The organism is Pseudomonas sp. S2_E01, assembly GCF_054668365.1.
Window position 1 is genome coordinate 1,828,376 of sequence record NZ_CP162762.1, and the last position, 17,387, is coordinate 1,845,762.

Here is a 17,387-nt window from a genome sequence, read left to right on the forward strand (position 1 = left end):
CTTGAGAGGAAGTCGGCGAGAACAGCCATCATGGCATTTACCCATCAAACGGCTGTTTATTTTCACGGCAGGCCCATGGATTCGGTCTTTTCAGACCGTATCCATAAGCTGCGTGTAAGAAAGTCAGGCACCGGCCGACAGCCCCTGCACGGGCTGTTGAACGGGTCGTTTAATCAGGCTGTCAGGTGGGCGAATCAAGTTGGCGGCCCATTTCACAGATCAGGTACGCAAGCGAGTCGGCATTGCGCAAAATGACGTCGATTCGCGAGGTTGCGTCCACTCGATTCAAAAACACGCTGCGAGCATCAGCCATGGTCTTGCTGTTGGTCAGTTTCAGGACTTCCTGACCGACATGCTTGCGCCCCGGTACTGCGTCCAGGTTAATCCAGCCACCCAGGGCGCCGTTCCAGAGCGCAAACAGTTCGTCTCGCGGGGTCGCAAGGGAAAGCGCCGTTCGCTGAAAGTCCTGTTGCGACCGCTTCATCGCAGCGCCATAACCGGTGATGGGAGCAATGAGGTCGCTGAACGGCCGTCGCGCTTCCAGCGTCGCGATGTCCAATGCCTTGGAGTAAATATGGCCAAACTCGTGAATCAGCGTGGCCGCCTGGCTATGCGCATTGACGTCGAACGGCTCGCTTAGGCATGACTTGTACCAGTCGAGGCCCTGATCGAAAAATCGTTCGGTGAAGTGCACGTATTTGCGCGTGTCATTGTCGAGCACGAAGGCGATCAGGTCGTTGCTCACCTGGCGGGTGGAGCCGACCACGAAACGCTCGCTATTGAGCAGGTCCTCGCCGGGGTCCACCAAGGCATTGCAGCTGGGAAGGATGGCGTGTTTGATCTTCTCGACCAGCATGAGATCAACTTCGGGAACATCGAAAAAGCCTTTGAGGAAGGTCTCCAGTCGTGTGCCCGGGGCCAGTTTGCGCAGCTGCACCAGGTTATGCATGCTGTTGAAGGCGTAAAAGCGTGCCATGTCGATGGCCTGAACGATCATCCGGGCCTTTCCGGGTGCAGGGTGCGGATCTCGTCCATTCCCCTCGCTTCGACGTTCAACACCCGACGCGTCAGATAGTCGTTGGCGTAGCGATTGTGCAGCGTCGACAAGGCCTTGCCGGGGTGCACGCTGTGCCCGTCCAGGTCGATCACCAGTTGCTGGCTCGGCGTGCGCGCCAGAAACGGTCCGTTCCCCTGCTCATGGTGGATTTGCCAGACCGCCCCGGGTTTGACGACGCGATAGACTTTGCCGGCGATGGCGGCGTAGTGGTTCTTCGTCGTGGACTGAAGATAGGTGCCATCGGCGTCGTTCTTTTTTAGGTCCGTCAAAGCCACATCCGTGACCTCGAAAGGCTGCAGCGAGGTGCGCGCTGGCGCGGTGGGTCGGACCTGTGGCCATTGCGGATCGACGATGGGGGTGGCGTCGGGCGCGTTGCTGGGGGACGGCTGCTCAGGAAGCGGTGGCGCGTCCAGCGACAGTTTTCCCAGGGTGACCATCTGCGCGCCACCGGCGATAAATGACCTGAGGGCGCGCCGCCAATGTCGATTTTGCAGGGCTTCGGCGGAGTCCTTGAAGTCTTTGTAGGCGCTCCACAAAAATCGCATGTAGGCCAGCTTGCCCGGCAGGAAGCCGGCGATCAGGTGGATGCCGGAGCTGAACAGGTCCTTGGCGGCGTCCCAGTCCGACTGGCCTGCGGGCTGGGACTGGCTGGCCAGCAGGTGCGCGAGCAGCCGGGTGTTGTCATGGAACCAATGCTTCAGCACATTGCCCACGATCGGAGTGCTGCCCAGGGTGATTTCGCTCGTTTCATTCACGCTGGTTGCCAGCAGGTTGCGCAACGATGCCTGTTGCGCATCGGGCAGCCGACGAAGCACCAGGTCCTGCAGCGCGCCGGGCGTGTTGATCGCGGCGACTACCGCCGCTTCATTGGCAAACTCGCTGAACAACGGGCCGGAAAAATACGGCGCATACAGCACCTGTGGCCCGCTTTTGCCCGCGCCCGGACCGATGAGGTACAGGCCCAGGCTCTGAACCGCTGCGGCGCCGGCAGTTTTAATCAGCTCCAGGGGGCGCACGATTGCATGGGCGCCCGCCACTGCCGCCCGTGCGATGGCGTCAGGCATGTCCAGTACCTGGCTGATCAGGTCGAAGGCGCTGGAACTGAGGTGTTGCTGCAGCATCTGGGTGTGGGCGTGGTGCAGCAGTTGCCACGGCAATTGTTTAGCGAAGCGCAACTGACGGATTGACGATTGAGCGCCCGAAAGCGTTTCAGTGATGTTTTTCGCATAATCGCCGGGAATCTTCAGCGATAGCAGCAATTGTGTGACTGCCGCCGTCGTCAGACCCTCGGGCAGTGTACGCCCGGCCTGGGAGGTAACCCTGAACCCTGTGCCCTGGGCGATGTTGACATGGTTGAGGGCGTATTCAGTCAGGGTTTGCGCCGGCCCGGCCAGTGCCAGGTTGGGTGCGATATCGATCTCGTCCGGGTTCAGCGTTTGTCCGGGGAAACGCGCTGCCAGCAATGCCGTGAGGGTCTGGCGAACGTAGTCCTCAAGCGTTTGCACCTGATGCAGGTAATCCTTGTCGTCGGCCACGCTGTGGCGGTATTGCTCCAGCAGCTCGATGTGCAACCGTTGCTCTTCGACTGGGGCCAGGCCCAACCACGCCGGCTGGGACTGCTGGTGGCCGATGGCGTTGGCGATCCACTTCGCTCGATGCAGGTTGGTCTCGATGAGCGTTTGGGTCAGCGCGTAAAAGGCCTTGTTCTGTTTGGCCGTGTCCAGTTTCAATGAACGCAGGTGCTCGCAGCGCGCCAGAAAAAGGTCGATGGCCGATTGCATCAGGTGCTGCAGAATATTGCCCTTGATCAGTTGCAGCGAATGCAGGGAATAGCGTCGATGCAGCAGGCGTTGGTCGGGCGTCAGGTTTTCTAGCAGGATAAGGCGCTGATCAGGATCCAGCAGTCGCCGATTCAGTTGTTGGCGGGCGAAGCCCACCGACTCGAACACTTCCAGGCCTGCGGCGGGCGTCCACAGGATGGCGCGACCCGAGTGCTCGACATCCAGGCCGCCACGCTCGGTCAACAATGCACACTGAGCCAGGGGTAACAGCGTGTATTCGCCGGAACATTGAAGCACCAGCGAAAACACATCCGGATAAAAACCGAGGATGGCGGGTCGGCTTTTACGGTCTGGCCGGTCAGGGTTGAACACCGTCTCCACCAGATACCAGTCAAGATTACGCAGGCTGGCACTGAGCTCGCGAAGTGCAGCCTCGCCTCGCAAACCGACGGACAGGGTGTGCGCCAGCCGCTCCTTCATGCCTTGCAGATACGCCCGTTGTTGGGCCTGCGTTGACACCGGCTGCTCGGCGAACTCCGAACGCACTGGCAATTCGACGTCCCGATAGGTTTTGGCGTGGCCTGCCGCTGTGTCCGCCAGTACCATGGACGGTTGCTGACCCGACAGGACCGGGCGCGTGCTCCAGCGTCCCTTGGCGTCGAGCGTCAGCAGGTGTTCGCCGAGCATGGCGCGGATGTCCAGTGCCTTGTCGAAAAAGGCCAGGATGTTCACCGCGCCATCGCTGTGACGGAACACCTGGAAGGCGTATTCCAGGTTTTCCAGTTGCTTGTCGATGATCGCTTCGAAGAGGCAGGCGAATACCGAACCGGTCACAAGGGCGCCCGAGACCTGCGCCTGGTCGAAACCGATGAAGCGCGCACGTTCCTCCAGACTCATCAAGTCATACAGCTCGTCATCGTGGCCGGCCGTGATGGATTTTTCCTTCAGCGTCTGTTTCAGATGCTTGTAGTCCTTGAGCACCAGCAACCCTTGGGACGGGGTGTAGAGGAACGCGTTGGCGCTGTCCTGACTGATCATCAGGGAGCCGGCGAGTTCGACATAGTTGGCCTGGTATTCCCACAGGCGAACGGTTTCAACGGTGAGCGCAGAAGCCGTACCGAGGTTTTCCTCGATGAGGGGCTGCAAGTCGCGGCTCTGTTGCGCAGTGATGACCTGCGCCTCGCGTTGGAGCAGCAGTTGAGCACGGGCCTTTTCGCGGATGGCCCGGCTGAAAAAGGCACGACGGGTAGAGCCGTCGACGCTTACACCGTTCCAGAACCGTTGCAGTTGGTCGCACAGTTGACGGGTCAGGGTCTCGGCTGTCTGGGTGACCAGGGTTTCCCACTTTTGCTGATCAGCATCCAGGGGCTTTCTCGATGGGTGATGGAACTCCGGACGCTGCCCGATCGGCCAGCCCCGGTGGCGGCAGTAGGAAAGCAACGCCTCGCTCAAGGACTGGGCGCTGATCCAGCGACGGTTGGGCGCATGTTTGGGGGTGGCCTCGGCGTAGAAGTTGACCACGGTGCGGCGCTGGTCCAGGCCTGGGAACACCTGTTTCACGCGCTCGTCGAGCAGCGTAGCGAGCATCGTGGTCAGGCTTGGCAGTTGTTGCAGCTCATCGAACATCGCCTGCTCGTTGCTGCGCTGGCTGCTTTCGATGAGGGCGCGTTGATCGGCGAACACCTCGCCGTCGATGGTCTCGAAGCCCAGCGAAATGTCGCTGGCTGCCGCCAGGACCTTGCGCGCGGCCAGGGACATGACCGCCAGCAGTTCATCGTCCTCGCCGGCACTGTCGAGTTGTTTCTTTAGGTGGGCAGACAGTTGCGCGCGACCGGCGAACTTTCGCATGCCACCGTAGGGGGTATAGAGAATGTCGCCCTTGTCATCCGGCGTCGGGCTCAGGACGAAGCAGCCGGCCAAGGGAACCGACAGCGTACCGGTGCTGATCAGGATGCGCTCGGCGAGCATGGACGGAGTTTGTTGGCTGCGCAGTGTTTGGCTGGCCATTTTCACATGGGCAAGCCACTGGAGATCCTTGCGCGTCAAACCGTGGGCCTTGCCCAGGTCAGCCCATTGGCCGGGAGATTGCAGGGCCTGGGGGAAGAACAATGGCGTGGAAGGTGGGGACATTGTCGAGTCTCGTACAGGGCGCACCCGTGTGCGCCGTTGGGGTGAGGTTCGAGACTAGAAGCCGTCGGCATTGCGCTGGCGGTAGATAGTTAACGCATCGTCCGTGGTCTGTCATGCGCACAGGTTACGAGCAGAGGTTGACAGGCTGGCGGTCTGCCGTGATTAATCTGCAACTCGATCAACGCTGTTGTTCCCTCCAATAATTAGTCTGGAGCTTCAGATGTCTGCGCCCCACGAACAAGTGTCTACTGCGGTCTCTCAAAACCTGACCCTCGACGAGCTGACGGGACTGCTTGAGAAGATTTTCCTGCGCCATGGCACCTCGTCCGACGTCGCCCGGGTGCTGGCTGAAAACTGTGCCGGCGCCGAGCGCGACGGCGCGCACAGTCATGGTGTGTTCCGGATCCCCGGGTATGTGTCGACGCTCAAGAGCGGCTGGGTCAATGGCCAGGCCGAGCCTGTGGTCGAGGACGTGGCGTCCGGGTTCGTGCGGGTCGATGCTGGCGGCGGCTTTGCCCAGCCCGCCCTGGCGGCCGCGCGGCCCTTGCTGGTGGAGAAGGCCCGCAGTGCGGGTATAGCGGTGCTGGCGATTCGTAACTCGCACCATTTCGCGGCGTTGTGGCCGGATGTCGAACCGTTCGCGTATGAAGGGCTGGTAGCGTTGAGCGTGGTCAACAGCATGACCTGCGTCGTGCCCCATGGCGCCGACCGGCCGCTGTTTGGCACTAACCCGATTGCCTTCGCTGCGCCACGGACCGGTGGCGACCCGATTGTGTTTGACCTGGCGACCAGTGCCATTGCCCACGGCGATGTGCAAATTGCCGCACGCCAGGGTGAACGCCTGCCACCGGGCATGGGGGTGGACGGCCTGGGCCAGCCGACCCAAGACCCCAAGGCGATCCTCGAAGGCGGCGCGCTGTTGCCGTTTGGCGGGCATAAGGGGTCGGCGTTATCGATGATGGTGGAGCTGTTGGCGGCGGCCTTGACCGGAGGCAATTTTTCCTTCGAGTTCGATTGGTCGAACCATCCGGGAGCGAAGACGCCCTGGACCGGGCAACTGTTGATCGTCATCGACCCCAGCAAGGCGGCTGGGCAGGGCTTTGCCGAACGCAGCCAGGAACTGGTCCGGCAGATGCACGGCGTGGGTCTCAAGCGTTTGCCGGGGGATCGCCGGCATAACCAGCGGGCGAAATCGATGGCCAACGGCATCGCGCTGGACGCGCAGACGCTGGCCGGGTTGCGGGAGTTGGCAGGACTGTAACCTGCAACGGTCCCCTGTAGGAGCGAGCATGCTCGCGATGGTCGTTAACGATAACGTGGGCTGTCTGAATGCCCGCGGTGACTGGGCCACCATCGCGAGCATGCTCGCTCCTACGGAAGGGCGTGGGCAGTTGTTATTTACGGCCCAACAGTAGACCCACTACCAGGCCAAACCCCGCCGAGATCGCGACGGTCTGCCAGGGATGCCCGCCAATGTAGGTTTCTGTCGCTTCAACGGCTGGCAGCGTACGGTCCCGCACGCTGGTCACCGAGTCGCGTGCCTGCTGCAGTTTCTGGGCGATTTGCCCGCGCAGGGTGTCTGCTTCTTCACCGACCAGCGAAGCGCTGCTCTTGAGCAGTTTTTCCGATTCTTCGATCAAGGCTTGCAGCTCGCTGAAGGCCTGATCCTTGATTTGGTCTTCGGCGGCTTGGGCGACGGATTTACGGGCCATTGGGTTACTCCTGGAGGGTTAATGGGCAGTGAACAATGGAGTCTGCCGCGAGGGGAAAAGTTGCAGCGATTTTGCGTGTAGGCTCAACTCGGCAAAAATCCAGCACGGGGTATTTCTTCCTACAGTGTAATATGAAGCCATTTACGCAACAGGTAACTCCCCATGAGCTTCAATCTAGCCAACAAAACCCTCGCCGAGCGCGCGGAAATCGAGGACGAGAAATCCCGACTGTTCGAACTGTGGCAGAGCAATCTCGGTAAAGCCAAGGGCGAAGCGGGGCGCCTGTTCGGCGAGCGGGCCAAGCGCAAGGGCAAGTGGGCCGAGTGGGTCCGCGCCGAACTGGACGGCATGTCACCGCCGGAATTTGCCAACATGGTACGCAGTGAAGTCAATCGCTTGATGGCGGCCAACAAGTAGCACTGACGCTCAGGCGAAGCAGGCGACAATTGCCTCGCGCACTTTCAATACCACCGGGTCCAGTTGCGTGCTGGTACGCCAGCCCAGTTCGACCGGGTAGCGCGGTAATGCCAGGGGGCAGGGCAGCACCGCCAGGCCGGTGAGCGCCGCGATGCTTTGTGCGGCGTGGGCCGGAATGGTGGCCACTGCCTGGCTGCCCTTGAGCAGGTGCGGCAGCGCGGCGAAATGCGTGGTCGAGGCGCAGACCCGCCGACTCAAACCCACTGCAGCCAGGCCTTCGTCGGTGATCCCGATGAAACCGCCCGAGGACACCAGAATGTGCTCGCGGGCGACAAACTCTTCAAGGCTCAGGCGGTGCTGTCCTTGTACCAGGCTGACCGGGTCGACCAGGCACTGATAGTCGCCTTCACCCAATACCTGGCGACTGAGCAGACGCTCCGCAAACCCGCCCGCAGTGATCGCCAGGTCGATGCTGCGCTCCATCAACGCCTGGGCAACGATCTGGCTGTGAGTCTGGCGGAAGATCAAGCGCAGCTTCGGTGCGCGGCGGGCTATATCCTCGATCAGGCGCCTGCCGTAGGCAATTTCGAAATCGTCCGAGAGACCCACCGTCACCGAACGGCCATCGTAGTGATGCGCCGCTGGATCGACCATTGCCAGGCTTTGACGGCATTTGCTCAGCGCTTCGCTCAGCACGGGCTTGAGTTGGTTGGCCTTGAGCGTGGGCGCCAGGCCGCGACCGGTGCGAACGAACAATTGATCACCGTAGACTTCGCGCAGCCGGCGCAAGGCCGCGCTGACCGCCGATTGCGTCACCCCCAGGCGCAACGCCGCGCGGCTGGCGCTGGACTCTTCATGCAGCGCTTCGAATACTTTGAGCAGATTGAGATCAAGATTGGCGATATTCATCTGGTTCATATCATTCAGCAGTGAAACGGTCTTTATTCATGATCACGCGCGGCCCGAGAATGAGCAACACCTGATGTGAATGGAGAGGCGTGATGCCCAAGTCTATCGTTGCTGCACTGCAAATCGGCGCTCTGCCCGGGGGCAAGGCTGAAACCCTGGAGCAGATTCTTTCGTACGAAAACGCCATCGTGGCGGCCGGCGCGGCGCTGGTGGTGATGCCCGAAGCGCTGCTGGGGGGCTACCCCAAAGGCGAGGGCTTCGGCACGCAACTGGGTTATCGACTGCCGGAAGGGCGTGAAGCCTTCGCCCGTTATTTCGCCAACGCCATCGACGTCCCTGGCGCGGAAACCGAGGCGCTGGCAGGCCTGGCGGCTCGCACCGGGGCGAACCTGGTGATCGGCGTGATCGAACGGGATGGCAGCACCCTGTATTGCACCGCGCTGTATTTCGACCCGCAGGCGGGCCTGGTTGCCAAGCATCGCAAATTGATGCCCACCGGGACCGAGCGGCTGATCTGGGGCAAAGGCGATGGCTCGACCTTGCCGGTGATCGACACCCAGGTCGGGCGCCTCGGCGCGGTGGTGTGCTGGGAAAACATGATGCCGCTGCTGCGTACTGCCATGTACGCCAAAGGCGTAGAGGTGTGGTGCGCGCCGACCGTGGATGAGCGCGAGATGTGGCAGGTGAGCATGCGCCATATCGCCCATGAAGGCCGTTGTTTTGTGGTCAGTGCCTGCCAGGTCCAGGACTCGCCACAAGCGCTGGGCATGGACATCGCCAACTGGCCGGCAGACCGCCCGTTGATTGCCGGTGGCAGCGTGATCGTCGGTCCCATGGGCGACGTCCTTGCCGGGCCACTGCGTGGCGAACGTGGATTACTGTCCGCCGAGATTGACACTGACGAACTGATCCGTGCGCGCTATGACTACGATGTGGTGGGTCACTATGCGCGGCCGGATGTGTTCGAGTTGACGGTGGATGAGCGGGCCAAGCCCGGGGTGAAATTTATCCATTGATTGCTGTTGCACACATCCCCCTGTGGGAGCGGCTCTGCACGACAGGTTACCAGGTGCCTGCAGCCGCCCCCGGCAAACTCAACTTGCCACTGTCGCTGAACCGCATGGTGCCAAACAAGCCGCCCGCCAGCTTGCCGCGCAGGACGTAAGGCAGGTTGTCCAGGGTTTGCGTCTGGCTCAGGCCCAGGGTCTGGCGCAGGACCGAGAACGCCGAGACGCTGACTGGCACGCTCAGCACCGTCTCGGAAAATCGCGCAATCGAGCCGGATTGATCGCTGACCCCGGACGCCAGCGGCTGACCATTGACCGACAGATCCAGGGCCACGCCGTTGTAGTCGATGGCGGTGTCGTTGGGATTCTGCACGCGTATCTTTACCGCGAAACGCACTTCCATGTCCTGGCTGGTCAACGGTTCGAAGCCCACCACGTTGATGTTCAGCGGGTCGCGGTTGGGCAACAGGGCACAGGCGCTCAGGGTGAGCAGCAGGAGGCAAAGGACAAGGGCGTGGACACGGCGCATGGCATGCTCTCTAAAGGAAAAAGCCGAACCGCAGGGGCTCGGCCTTGAGCTTGCCTATCGGTTCAAAGGTGCGACAACCTCAGCGAGCGCGGGTTCATCCTTGGCGGCCGGGTTTTCCATGACCTGGAGAATCGAGGCTTCCGGGTCGAAATCGTCCTCTTCCAGCTCGATGAATTCTTCGGGCAGGAAGATATTGAGCACGATAGCGCACAACGCACCGACGGTGATCGGCGATTCGAAGATGTTATGCAGCGCCTTGGGCAGTTCGCGCAGCACCTCCGGCACCGCCGCCACACCCAGGCCCATGCCGATGGAAATCGCCACGATCAACATGTTGCGCCGATGCAGGCCGGCTTCGGCCAGGATCTTCACGCCCGCCACCGCCACGGTGCCGAACATCACCAGTTCGGCGCCACCGAGCACGGGCTTGGGCATCAGTTGCAGCACTGCGCCGATCATCGGGAATAGACCCAGCAGGACCAGCAGACCGGCGATGAACAGCGCCACGTAGCGACTGGCGACGCCGGTCAGCTGGATCACGCCGTTGTTCTGTGCAAACGTGACCATCGGCATGCTGTTGAACACGGCCGCCATGGCCGAGTTGAGACCGTCTGCCAACAAGCCTGACTTGATTCTGCGGATGTACACCGGGCCCTTGACCGGCTGGCGCGAGATCATCGAGTTGGCTGTCAGGTCGCCAGCAGCCTCCAGAGGCGACACGAGGAAAATCACCGCCACGGGCACAAAGGCCACCCAGTCGAAATTGAAACCGTACTTGAACGGCACGGGCACGCTCATCAGGGGCACTTGCGGCATGTTGCCGAAATCCACGCTGCCCATGAGCCAGGCGACGAAGTAGCCGAGGGTAAGGGCGATGACGATGGCGCCCAGGCGCAGGAATGGCACATCCACCCGGTTGAGCACCACGATGGTTCCCAATACCAGGGCTGCCAGGCCCAGATGACTGGCGGCGCCCAGGTCCGTCGCACCGAAGCCGCCGGCAATGTCGGTCATGGCGACCTTGATCAGCGACAGCCCCATCAGGGTGATGATGGTCCCGGTCACCACCGGCGTGATCAACATGCGCAGCTTGCCGATGAACTGGCTCAACACCACTTCGATGAACGCAGCGAAAAAGCACACGCCGAAAATGGTCGACAGAATCTCATCGGTGCCGCCGCCCCGAGCCTTGACCATGAAGCCGGCGCTGAGGATGACGCTGATGAACGAGAAGCTGGTGCCTTGCAGGCACAACAGACCCGAACCGATTGGCCCGATGCGCCGCGCCTGGACAAACGTGCCCAACCCGGACACGAACAGCGCCATGCTGATCAGGTAGGGAATTTCGCTTTGCAGGCCCAGGGCGCTGCCCATGATCAGGGTCGGGGTGATGATCCCGACAAAACTGGCCAGCACGTGTTGCAGGGCGGCGAAGACTGTGGCGGTCAGGTGCGGACGGTCATCGAGGCCGTAGAGCAAGTCGCTGTGGCGCGGGGCGGTAGCTTTTTCAGAGGCGATCATGATGGTTTGCGTGCCGAAAGGCGGCCGGGTCGGAAAAGGGAGGCGCAGGATGCCAGCAGCCGGCAGCAAGGGCAACGAATGATCCTCCTTCAGGCAAACGCCTCCAACAAATCCTCCTCGAACGCCTTCTGCGCGTCCCCCGGCACCTGCGCGCGGTGGCGGGCCAGGTGGAACGTCACGTCGAAACTCAAATCATTGCGGCGCACCGCCCGCAGCAATCCCTTGTCCTCCCAATTGCGGGCAAAGTGGCTGGGCAGGTAGCCGACATGTTTGCCGGACAGGATGAAGGCGAGGGTGCCTTCGACCTGTTCCGAGCGCGCCGAACAACGTTGGCCCTGAAACGGCTCCTGGCTGCGCAGGAAGCGGTAGGGGTGATCGACGCGGTCGCTGGCCTGCAGGACCAGGTCGTCCGGGGTATCGCCGGTGAACAGCGGGTGGCCCGCAGCGCAATAAAGGTGCTGGGTTTCGACGAAGAGTTCGCGGTAGTCGAACGCGCTCTGCACCTGAGAGAAATAGCCGATAGCCAAGTCCAGCCGTTGCTGCAACAGCAGGCGCTCCATTTCTCCCGGCATGGCGCTGATCAGTTCGATGCGCACCGATTCGTCGCGCTCGCGAAAGCGCCGGATCGCGTCGGCGACTTGTTGCAGCACAACCTGGTCCAGAGCTTCGGACAAGCCCAGGCGCACTTCACCGAGCAGGCGTCCGGCGACGCCGTTGGACTGATGCCTGAACACTTCGATGGACTGAAACAGCTCGCGGGTGGCCAACAGCAATTGCTCGCCCTTGGGCGTCATCCGGAATCCGCCCTTGCCGCGACTGCATAAGCGGTAGCCGAGACGGGTTTCCAGGCGCGCCATCTGCTGGCTGATGCTCGATTGGCTCAGGCCCAGTTCGCCTTGGGCTGCACTGAAACCGCCACATTCGACCACGCTGACGAACAGGCGCAGCAGTTGCAGATCCACATCATGAAGTTGGCCGAGCATCAAACAGTACTCCGCAATAATGTCAGGGTAACTGACTTGGTATTTTTTCAATGTAACAGGCGCTTCATGCTGCAACCACTTCCTCTGCTCAGGTGTGCGTCATGGCTCCTTCATTCAAGCGGTGTGCCCCCGCGCTGTTCCTTGCCGTGGCCGTGTCGGCGCACGCGCAGGCGCCGTCCGAGGGTAAAACGGTCAACCTTTACAGCTGGGCTGATTACGTCGCCCCCGAAACCTTGGAGCGGTTCGAGAAAGAAACCGGGATCCAGGTGCGCTACGACACCTTCGATTCGTCGGAAGTGCTGGAAACCAAGCTACTCACTGGCGGCAGCGGTTATGACGTGGTGGTGCCGTCGTCCAGCGTGCTGGCGCGAGGCCTGGCGGCGGGCGCGTTGAAGCCGATTGCTCACGAAGAGCTCAAGGGCTACGCCAACCTCGATCCCGACTTGTTGGAAAAACTCGCGGTGGTTGATCCCGGCAACCGTTATGCCGTGCCGTACACCTGGGGCACTCTGGGGCTTGGCATGAATGTCGAAGCGGTGAAACAACGTTTGCCCGACGTGCCGCTCAACAGCCTCGATCTGCTGTTCAAGCCCGAATATGCCAGCAAGCTGAAAGACTGCGGCGTGGCGATCATCGATTCGCCCCAGGAAGTGATCGGCCTGGCGCTGCACTACCTTGGTAAAGATCCCTACAGCACCGACAAGGCTGATCTGTCAGCCGCCGATGTGCTGCTGCGTCAGTTGCAGCCGAATGTGCTGTATGTCGCCAGTGGCCGACAGATCAGCGACCTGGCCAACGGCAGCGTCTGCGTGGCACTGACCTACAACGGCGATGCGAGTATGGCGGCAGACCAGGCGCGCAAGGCCCATAAGCCCTTTGAGGTGGCTTATCGCATTCCCCGGGAAGGCACGTTGGTGTGGCAGGACAACCTGGCGATCCCCAAGGACGCGCCACACCCCGAAGCGGCCCGTGCCTTCATCGAGTTCATGTTGCGCCCCGAGTCGGTGGCTGCGCTGACCAACACGCTGTTTTTCGCCACGGCCAACGGGGCAGCGACCCCGCTGGTGGATGAAGCGGTGCGCAACGACCCGGACATCTATCCGCTGGCCGAGGTGCGCGAACGCTTGTACGCCGACCGAAGCATGAGCCTCAAGGACCTGCGCCAGCGCACTCGCCTGTGGACCGCTTTCCGTAGCCGTCAGTAATTATCAGAAGGAGCACCCGATGGACGTCCCAGTACTCAACGACCAGGCCATAACCCGTGACAGTCTTTACGGCACGGCCGCGGAAAGCACCTACGCCGGCATCACCAGTTTCATGCGTCGTCGCTACAGCCGCGACCTGCGCGGGGTTGACGTGGCGGTCAGCGGCGTGCCGTTCGACACCGCTACCAGCAACCGCCCCGGCGCCCGTTTCGGACCACGGGGCATTCGCGCGGCGTCCACCGGGATTGCCTGGGAACGGCACTGGCCGTGGGCATTCGATCCGTTCGACCATCTGGCGGTGATCGACTACGGCGATTGCGACTTCGACTACGGTTCGCCGCACTCGACACCGGAGGCTATCGAAGCCCACGCCGAGCACATCTTGCAGGCCGGTTGCGCGATGCTGACCTTTGGCGGTGATCACTTCATCAGCTATCCGCTGCTCAAGGCCCACGCTCGCAAACACGGGCCACTGTCACTGATCCATTTCGACGCCCACAGCGATACCTGGCCGGACGAGGAGGGCAAGCGCGTCGATCATGGCACCATGTTCTGGCATGCCGCGCGCGAAGGGCTGGTGGATCCGTCCCGCTCGGTGCAGATCGGATTGCGCACCACCAATGACGATCATCGGGGTTTCCAGGTGCTGGACGCGCGGCAGGTGCATCGCCGTGGGGTGGACGCGATTGTCGAGTCCGTTCGTGCGCGCGTCGGCGATCACCCGGTGTACCTGACCTTCGACATCGACTGCCTCGACCCCGCTTTCGCCCCTGGCACCGGCACGCCGGTGTGCGGCGGCCTGAGCACGGTGCAGGCGCTGGAGATCCTTGGCGGGTTACGCGGGATCAATCTGGTGGGCATGGATTTGGTAGAGGTGGCGCCAGCCTACGACAGTGCGGACATTACCTCACTGGCGGCAGCGACATTGGCGATGGAAATGCTGTGCCTGTATGCCGCCAGACACAAGGTGGACCTGTAACCCTCTTGTGCCTGATCGTTCCCACGACGTGGGAACGATCAATTCAACTGGCGGATCAAGCCACCGGAATAACCGGCAGATCCAGTGTCTCAACCCCTGAATACCGTGGTGCCGACCCAATGATGGTGCCATGGGGCACGCCGGCATCCACTGCACTGACCGCCTCCAGTCGCGCCACCTGCTGCGCGCTCAGTTTCAGGCTCAATGCCCCCAGCGTCCCGTCCAGTTGCTCACGGGAGCGCGACCCCAGAATCGGAATCAGCGCGGTCGTCGAGCGCCGGGCCTTTTCCAGCAACCAGGCAATGGCCACGTGGGTCGGGCTGGCGTCAGCTTCAGCGGCCACGGCAAGCAAGGCATCGAGAAGGGCCGTCTCGCGAGCGCTTTTTTCAGCATGCACCAGCATGCCGAGTTTGCTGGCGCGGTTGTCGCCATCGTTGCTGCGGTACTTGCCCGTGAGGAAACCGCCACCCAGCGGCGACCACAGCGTGGCGGCCAGCCCCAGGGCCTCGGCCATCGGCAGCATTTCCCGTTCGGCGGTGCGCTCTACCAGGCTGTATTCCACCTGAATCGCGGCAATCGGTGCAAAGCCACGCACCTCGGCCAGCACGTCGGCACGGGCGATCCGCCAGGCCGGAAAGTTCGACAGCCCGGCGTAGTGAATCTTGCCGGCGCGCACCAGATCGTCAAAACCGCGAAGGATCTCTTCCATCGGTGTCACGCCATCGCTCATGTGCGCCCAGAACAGATCAAGGTGATCGGTCTTCAGTCGTTTCAGGCTTTCTTCCACGGCGCGAACCATGTTCTTGCGGTTGTTGCCTGTGTGGGAAATGCCCGCTGCCGGTGTAGTCCCCAGGGTGTACTTGGTGGCGATGACCAGCCGGTCGCGCTCAGAGGCAATGAGTTCGCCGAGCATGGTTTCCGACTGGCCTCCCTGATAGCCGTTGGCGGTGTCGATGAAGTTGCCGCCGGCTTCCAGGTAACCGTCAAAAATGCGGGTGGCTTCGTCGCGCTCGGCGCCATGCCCCCAACCGGTTCCAAAATTGCCGGCACCCAGCGCCAGTTCCGAGACCCGCAAGCCGGTTTTTCGGCCGAACACTTTGTAATGCATGGGAAGACTCCTGAGACGAGACGCTACATAGATGTTTTAAGACATGTATTTAAGATGATGCTACTCATGTATCGAGTCAAGTCGAATTTTATAAGCGGTGAAAAGCGCCAGAGGGCTACTGACAAGCGTTATCCGGGGACGAGCAGGGCAAGATCACGCGGCTGGATATTTCCCTGTAGTCACGGCCGGGCGATGGCATACTGCCGCGCATGAATGTGAACTCTCCGTTAAGTGCCTGGCAACAGGCGGTTGAACAGAAGGGCTTCGTCCAGGACGAGGCCCAGGAACATGCCGTGTGGGCGCTGCAAAAGTGCTACGAAGCGCTGCATGCAGGCGATCACAGGCCAGTGTCGGGCGTTTACCTCTGGGGGCCGGTCGGGCGAGGCAAGACCTGGCTGATGGACCAGTTTTATCAGAGCCTGCAGGTTCCGGCCCGACGCCAGCATTTCCATCACTTCATGGGTTGGGTGCATCAGCGTTCGTTTCAACTGACCGGCACCGCCGACCCGCTGAAGGCCCTGGCCCGAGAGTTGAGCGAAGAGGTGCGCGTACTGTGCTTCGATGAGCTGTTCGTCAATGACATTGGCGACGCGATCATCCTCGGGCGCCTGTTCCAGGTGATGTTCGACCACGGCGTGGTGGTGGTCTGCACCTCCAATCAGCCGCCGGATGGGTTGTACGCCGATGGTTTCAACCGGGAGCGCTTCACGCCCGCCATCGAGGCGATCAAGCAGCACATGCAGGTGATCGCGGTGGACGGCGGTGAAGATCATCGCCTGCATCCCGGCGCCGGCCTGCAGCGCTATTGGGTGGCCCAGCCGGGTCAGCCGAGTGCTTTGGCCGAGGTGTTCAAGACCCTGACCGCCGGCCAGTCGGTCCGCCCCGAGCCGATCAAGGTCGGCTACCGTTCATTGAACGTCGTGAGGGCCAGCGATAGCGTGCTCTGGACGCGCTACGCCGACCTTTGCGAGCAACCCCTGGCGGCCATGGATTTCATGGCCCTGTGCGATACCTTCAGGGCTATTCTGTTGAGTGACGTGCCCAACCTCAGCGCAAAAAAACGCGAAGGGCGCATCGCCCGAGGCACTGAAGACGGGGCCGAACGGGTGGTGGCGGGCGACCGCGAGCTGCCGCAGTTGTCGGTGCATGACGACGGCGTCCGTCGTTTCATCGCACTGGTGGATGAATGCTACGACCGCAAAGTACCGTTGTACCTCGAAGCACAAGTGCCCATGGAAATGCTCTACACCGAGGGCTATCTGGAGTTTGCGTTCCGCCGTACGCTTAGCCGCCTCCAGGAAATGCAGTTGCAACGTTTTGCCGAGGCTTGAACCCTGGGAGCGCGAACGTGAATCAGCCCTTGTCCCATCATTTGCTCACCATGGCCTACCAGAATGCGTGGGCCAATCATCGACTGGCCAAGGCGTGGCAGCGGTTGAGCGCCGAGGAGCTGGCAGCGCCGCGGGTCAGTTTCTTCCCCAGTCTGCGAGCGACCCTCAATCACATCCTGACCTGCGACTGGTTTTATGTGGACGCACTGGAGCGAGAGTTGCGAGCCGATGAGCCGCACCCGGACTGTCATGTATTTTTCAGTGCCGACGAGCCCTTCACTGACGCCGCAGATCTCAAGCGCGAACAGATCCAGGTGGATCGCCGGCTGATAGCCTACTGCGAGCAACTGCGCGACGCCGACCTGGGCAAGATCGTGACCATCGCCCGCGACACCCCGCAACACGACAGCCGCCTGCGCCTGTTGTCGCACCTGTTCGAGCACCAGATCCATCATCGCGGTCAGGTGCACGCCATGCTCAGCGGCACCTCGGTTGCACCGCCACAACTGGACGAATTCTTCTGCGCCGGCGAGTCGGGTCTGCGGGCAGCGGATTTTGCCGAACTGGGCTGGACCGAAGCGTTGATCTGGGGGCATTGAAGGTCGGGGGTTATGCCCTCTGCTTGTCTGTGGGAGCGAGCCTGCTCGCGATGGTCTTGAACGATAATCAGGGGGGGTGACAGCCCGAGGCGCTCTTTGTGTTTCATCGCGAGCAGGCC

Annotated in this window: 15 protein-coding genes; 7 read left to right on the plus strand and 8 right to left on the minus strand. The window is 61.7% G+C overall.

The window, feature by feature from the left end:
• Nucleotides 1-181: 181 nt before the first annotated feature.
• On the minus strand, nucleotides 182-997 hold the full coding sequence (locus AB4O36_RS08385) for a hypothetical protein (RefSeq protein WP_460141455.1): 816 nt from the start codon (nucleotides 995-997) through the stop codon (nucleotides 182-184).
• Entirely contained in the window at nucleotides 994-4,968 is a 3,975-nt protein-coding gene (locus tag AB4O36_RS08390; protein ID WP_460141456.1) for a dermonecrotic toxin domain-containing protein, read from the minus strand. The genes AB4O36_RS08385 and AB4O36_RS08390 overlap by 4 nt, the downstream gene beginning before the upstream one ends.
• 220 nt (nucleotides 4,969-5,188) lie before the next feature.
• On the opposite strand from AB4O36_RS08390, the gene AB4O36_RS08395 reads away from it, so the two are divergent.
• Entirely contained in the window at nucleotides 5,189-6,229 is a 1,041-nt protein-coding gene (locus AB4O36_RS08395) for an Ldh family oxidoreductase (RefSeq protein ID WP_460123483.1), read from the plus strand.
• A gap of 133 nt (nucleotides 6,230-6,362) precedes the next feature.
• Here the strand turns inward: AB4O36_RS08395 and AB4O36_RS08400 are convergent, their stop codons facing one another.
• Entirely contained in the window at nucleotides 6,363-6,680 is a 318-nt protein-coding gene (locus AB4O36_RS08400) for an ElaB/YgaM/YqjD family protein (protein WP_460123486.1), read from the minus strand.
• Nucleotides 6,681-6,842: 162 nt separating this feature from the next.
• On the opposite strand from AB4O36_RS08400, the gene AB4O36_RS08405 reads away from it, so the two are divergent.
• Nucleotides 6,843-7,097, plus strand: coding sequence for a hypothetical protein (locus tag AB4O36_RS08405; RefSeq protein WP_368557814.1), 255 nt, complete (start codon nucleotides 6,843-6,845; stop codon nucleotides 7,095-7,097).
• A gap of 9 nt (nucleotides 7,098-7,106) precedes the next feature.
• Here AB4O36_RS08405 and AB4O36_RS08410 read toward each other — a convergent pair whose 3' ends face one another.
• Nucleotides 7,107-8,015, minus strand: coding sequence for a LysR family transcriptional regulator (locus tag AB4O36_RS08410; protein ID WP_460123489.1), 909 nt, complete (start codon nucleotides 8,013-8,015; stop codon nucleotides 7,107-7,109).
• 83 nt (nucleotides 8,016-8,098) lie between these two features.
• Here AB4O36_RS08410 and AB4O36_RS08415 point away from each other — a divergent pair, with 83 nt between their 5' ends.
• On the plus strand, nucleotides 8,099-9,022 hold the full coding sequence (locus tag AB4O36_RS08415) for a carbon-nitrogen hydrolase family protein (protein WP_460141457.1): 924 nt from the start codon (nucleotides 8,099-8,101) through the stop codon (nucleotides 9,020-9,022).
• Nucleotides 9,023-9,068: 46 nt separating this feature from the next.
• Here the strand turns inward: AB4O36_RS08415 and AB4O36_RS08420 are convergent, their stop codons facing one another.
• From AB4O36_RS08420 to AB4O36_RS08430, 3 genes are all read right to left on the minus strand, one after another.
• Nucleotides 9,069-9,542 carry an LEA/WHy family protein gene (locus tag AB4O36_RS08420; RefSeq protein ID WP_460123494.1) on the minus strand — a complete coding sequence of 158 codons (474 nt, stop codon included), beginning with the start codon at nucleotides 9,540-9,542 and terminating at the stop codon, nucleotides 9,069-9,071.
• A 54-nt stretch (nucleotides 9,543-9,596) separates the two neighbouring features.
• Complete coding sequence (locus tag AB4O36_RS08425) at nucleotides 9,597-11,063, minus strand: nucleobase:cation symporter-2 family protein (protein WP_460126654.1); 1,467 nt, start codon at nucleotides 11,061-11,063, stop codon at nucleotides 9,597-9,599.
• An 89-nt stretch (nucleotides 11,064-11,152) separates the two neighbouring features.
• Nucleotides 11,153-12,046, minus strand: coding sequence for a LysR family transcriptional regulator (locus tag AB4O36_RS08430; protein ID WP_460141458.1), 894 nt, complete (start codon nucleotides 12,044-12,046; stop codon nucleotides 11,153-11,155).
• Between the two features lie 101 nt (nucleotides 12,047-12,147).
• Between AB4O36_RS08430 and AB4O36_RS08435 the strand changes: the two genes are divergently transcribed.
• Both AB4O36_RS08435 and speB read left to right on the plus strand, forming a co-directional pair.
• Nucleotides 12,148-13,251, plus strand: coding sequence for a polyamine ABC transporter substrate-binding protein (locus AB4O36_RS08435; RefSeq protein ID WP_460141459.1), 1,104 nt, complete (start codon nucleotides 12,148-12,150; stop codon nucleotides 13,249-13,251).
• 19 nt (nucleotides 13,252-13,270) lie between these two features.
• Complete coding sequence (gene speB / locus AB4O36_RS08440; RefSeq protein ID WP_460141460.1) at nucleotides 13,271-14,230, plus strand: agmatinase; 960 nt, start codon at nucleotides 13,271-13,273, stop codon at nucleotides 14,228-14,230.
• A 55-nt stretch (nucleotides 14,231-14,285) separates the two neighbouring features.
• Here the strand turns inward: speB and AB4O36_RS08445 are convergent, their stop codons facing one another.
• A complete protein-coding gene (locus tag AB4O36_RS08445; protein ID WP_460141461.1) occupies nucleotides 14,286-15,338 on the minus strand; it encodes an aldo/keto reductase in 1,053 nt (350 codons plus the stop codon).
• 209 nt (nucleotides 15,339-15,547) lie between these two features.
• On the opposite strand from AB4O36_RS08445, the gene zapE reads away from it, so the two are divergent.
• Together zapE and AB4O36_RS08455 are read left to right on the plus strand one after the other, a co-directional pair.
• Nucleotides 15,548-16,669 (plus strand): cell division protein ZapE, encoded by a 1,122-nt coding sequence (gene zapE / locus AB4O36_RS08450; protein WP_460123506.1) that lies wholly within the window; start codon nucleotides 15,548-15,550, stop codon nucleotides 16,667-16,669.
• Between the two features lie 17 nt (nucleotides 16,670-16,686).
• Nucleotides 16,687-17,268, plus strand: a complete 582-nt coding sequence (locus AB4O36_RS08455; protein ID WP_460123508.1) for a DinB family protein — start codon at nucleotides 16,687-16,689, stop codon at nucleotides 17,266-17,268.
• Nucleotides 17,269-17,387: the final 119 nt, after the last annotated feature.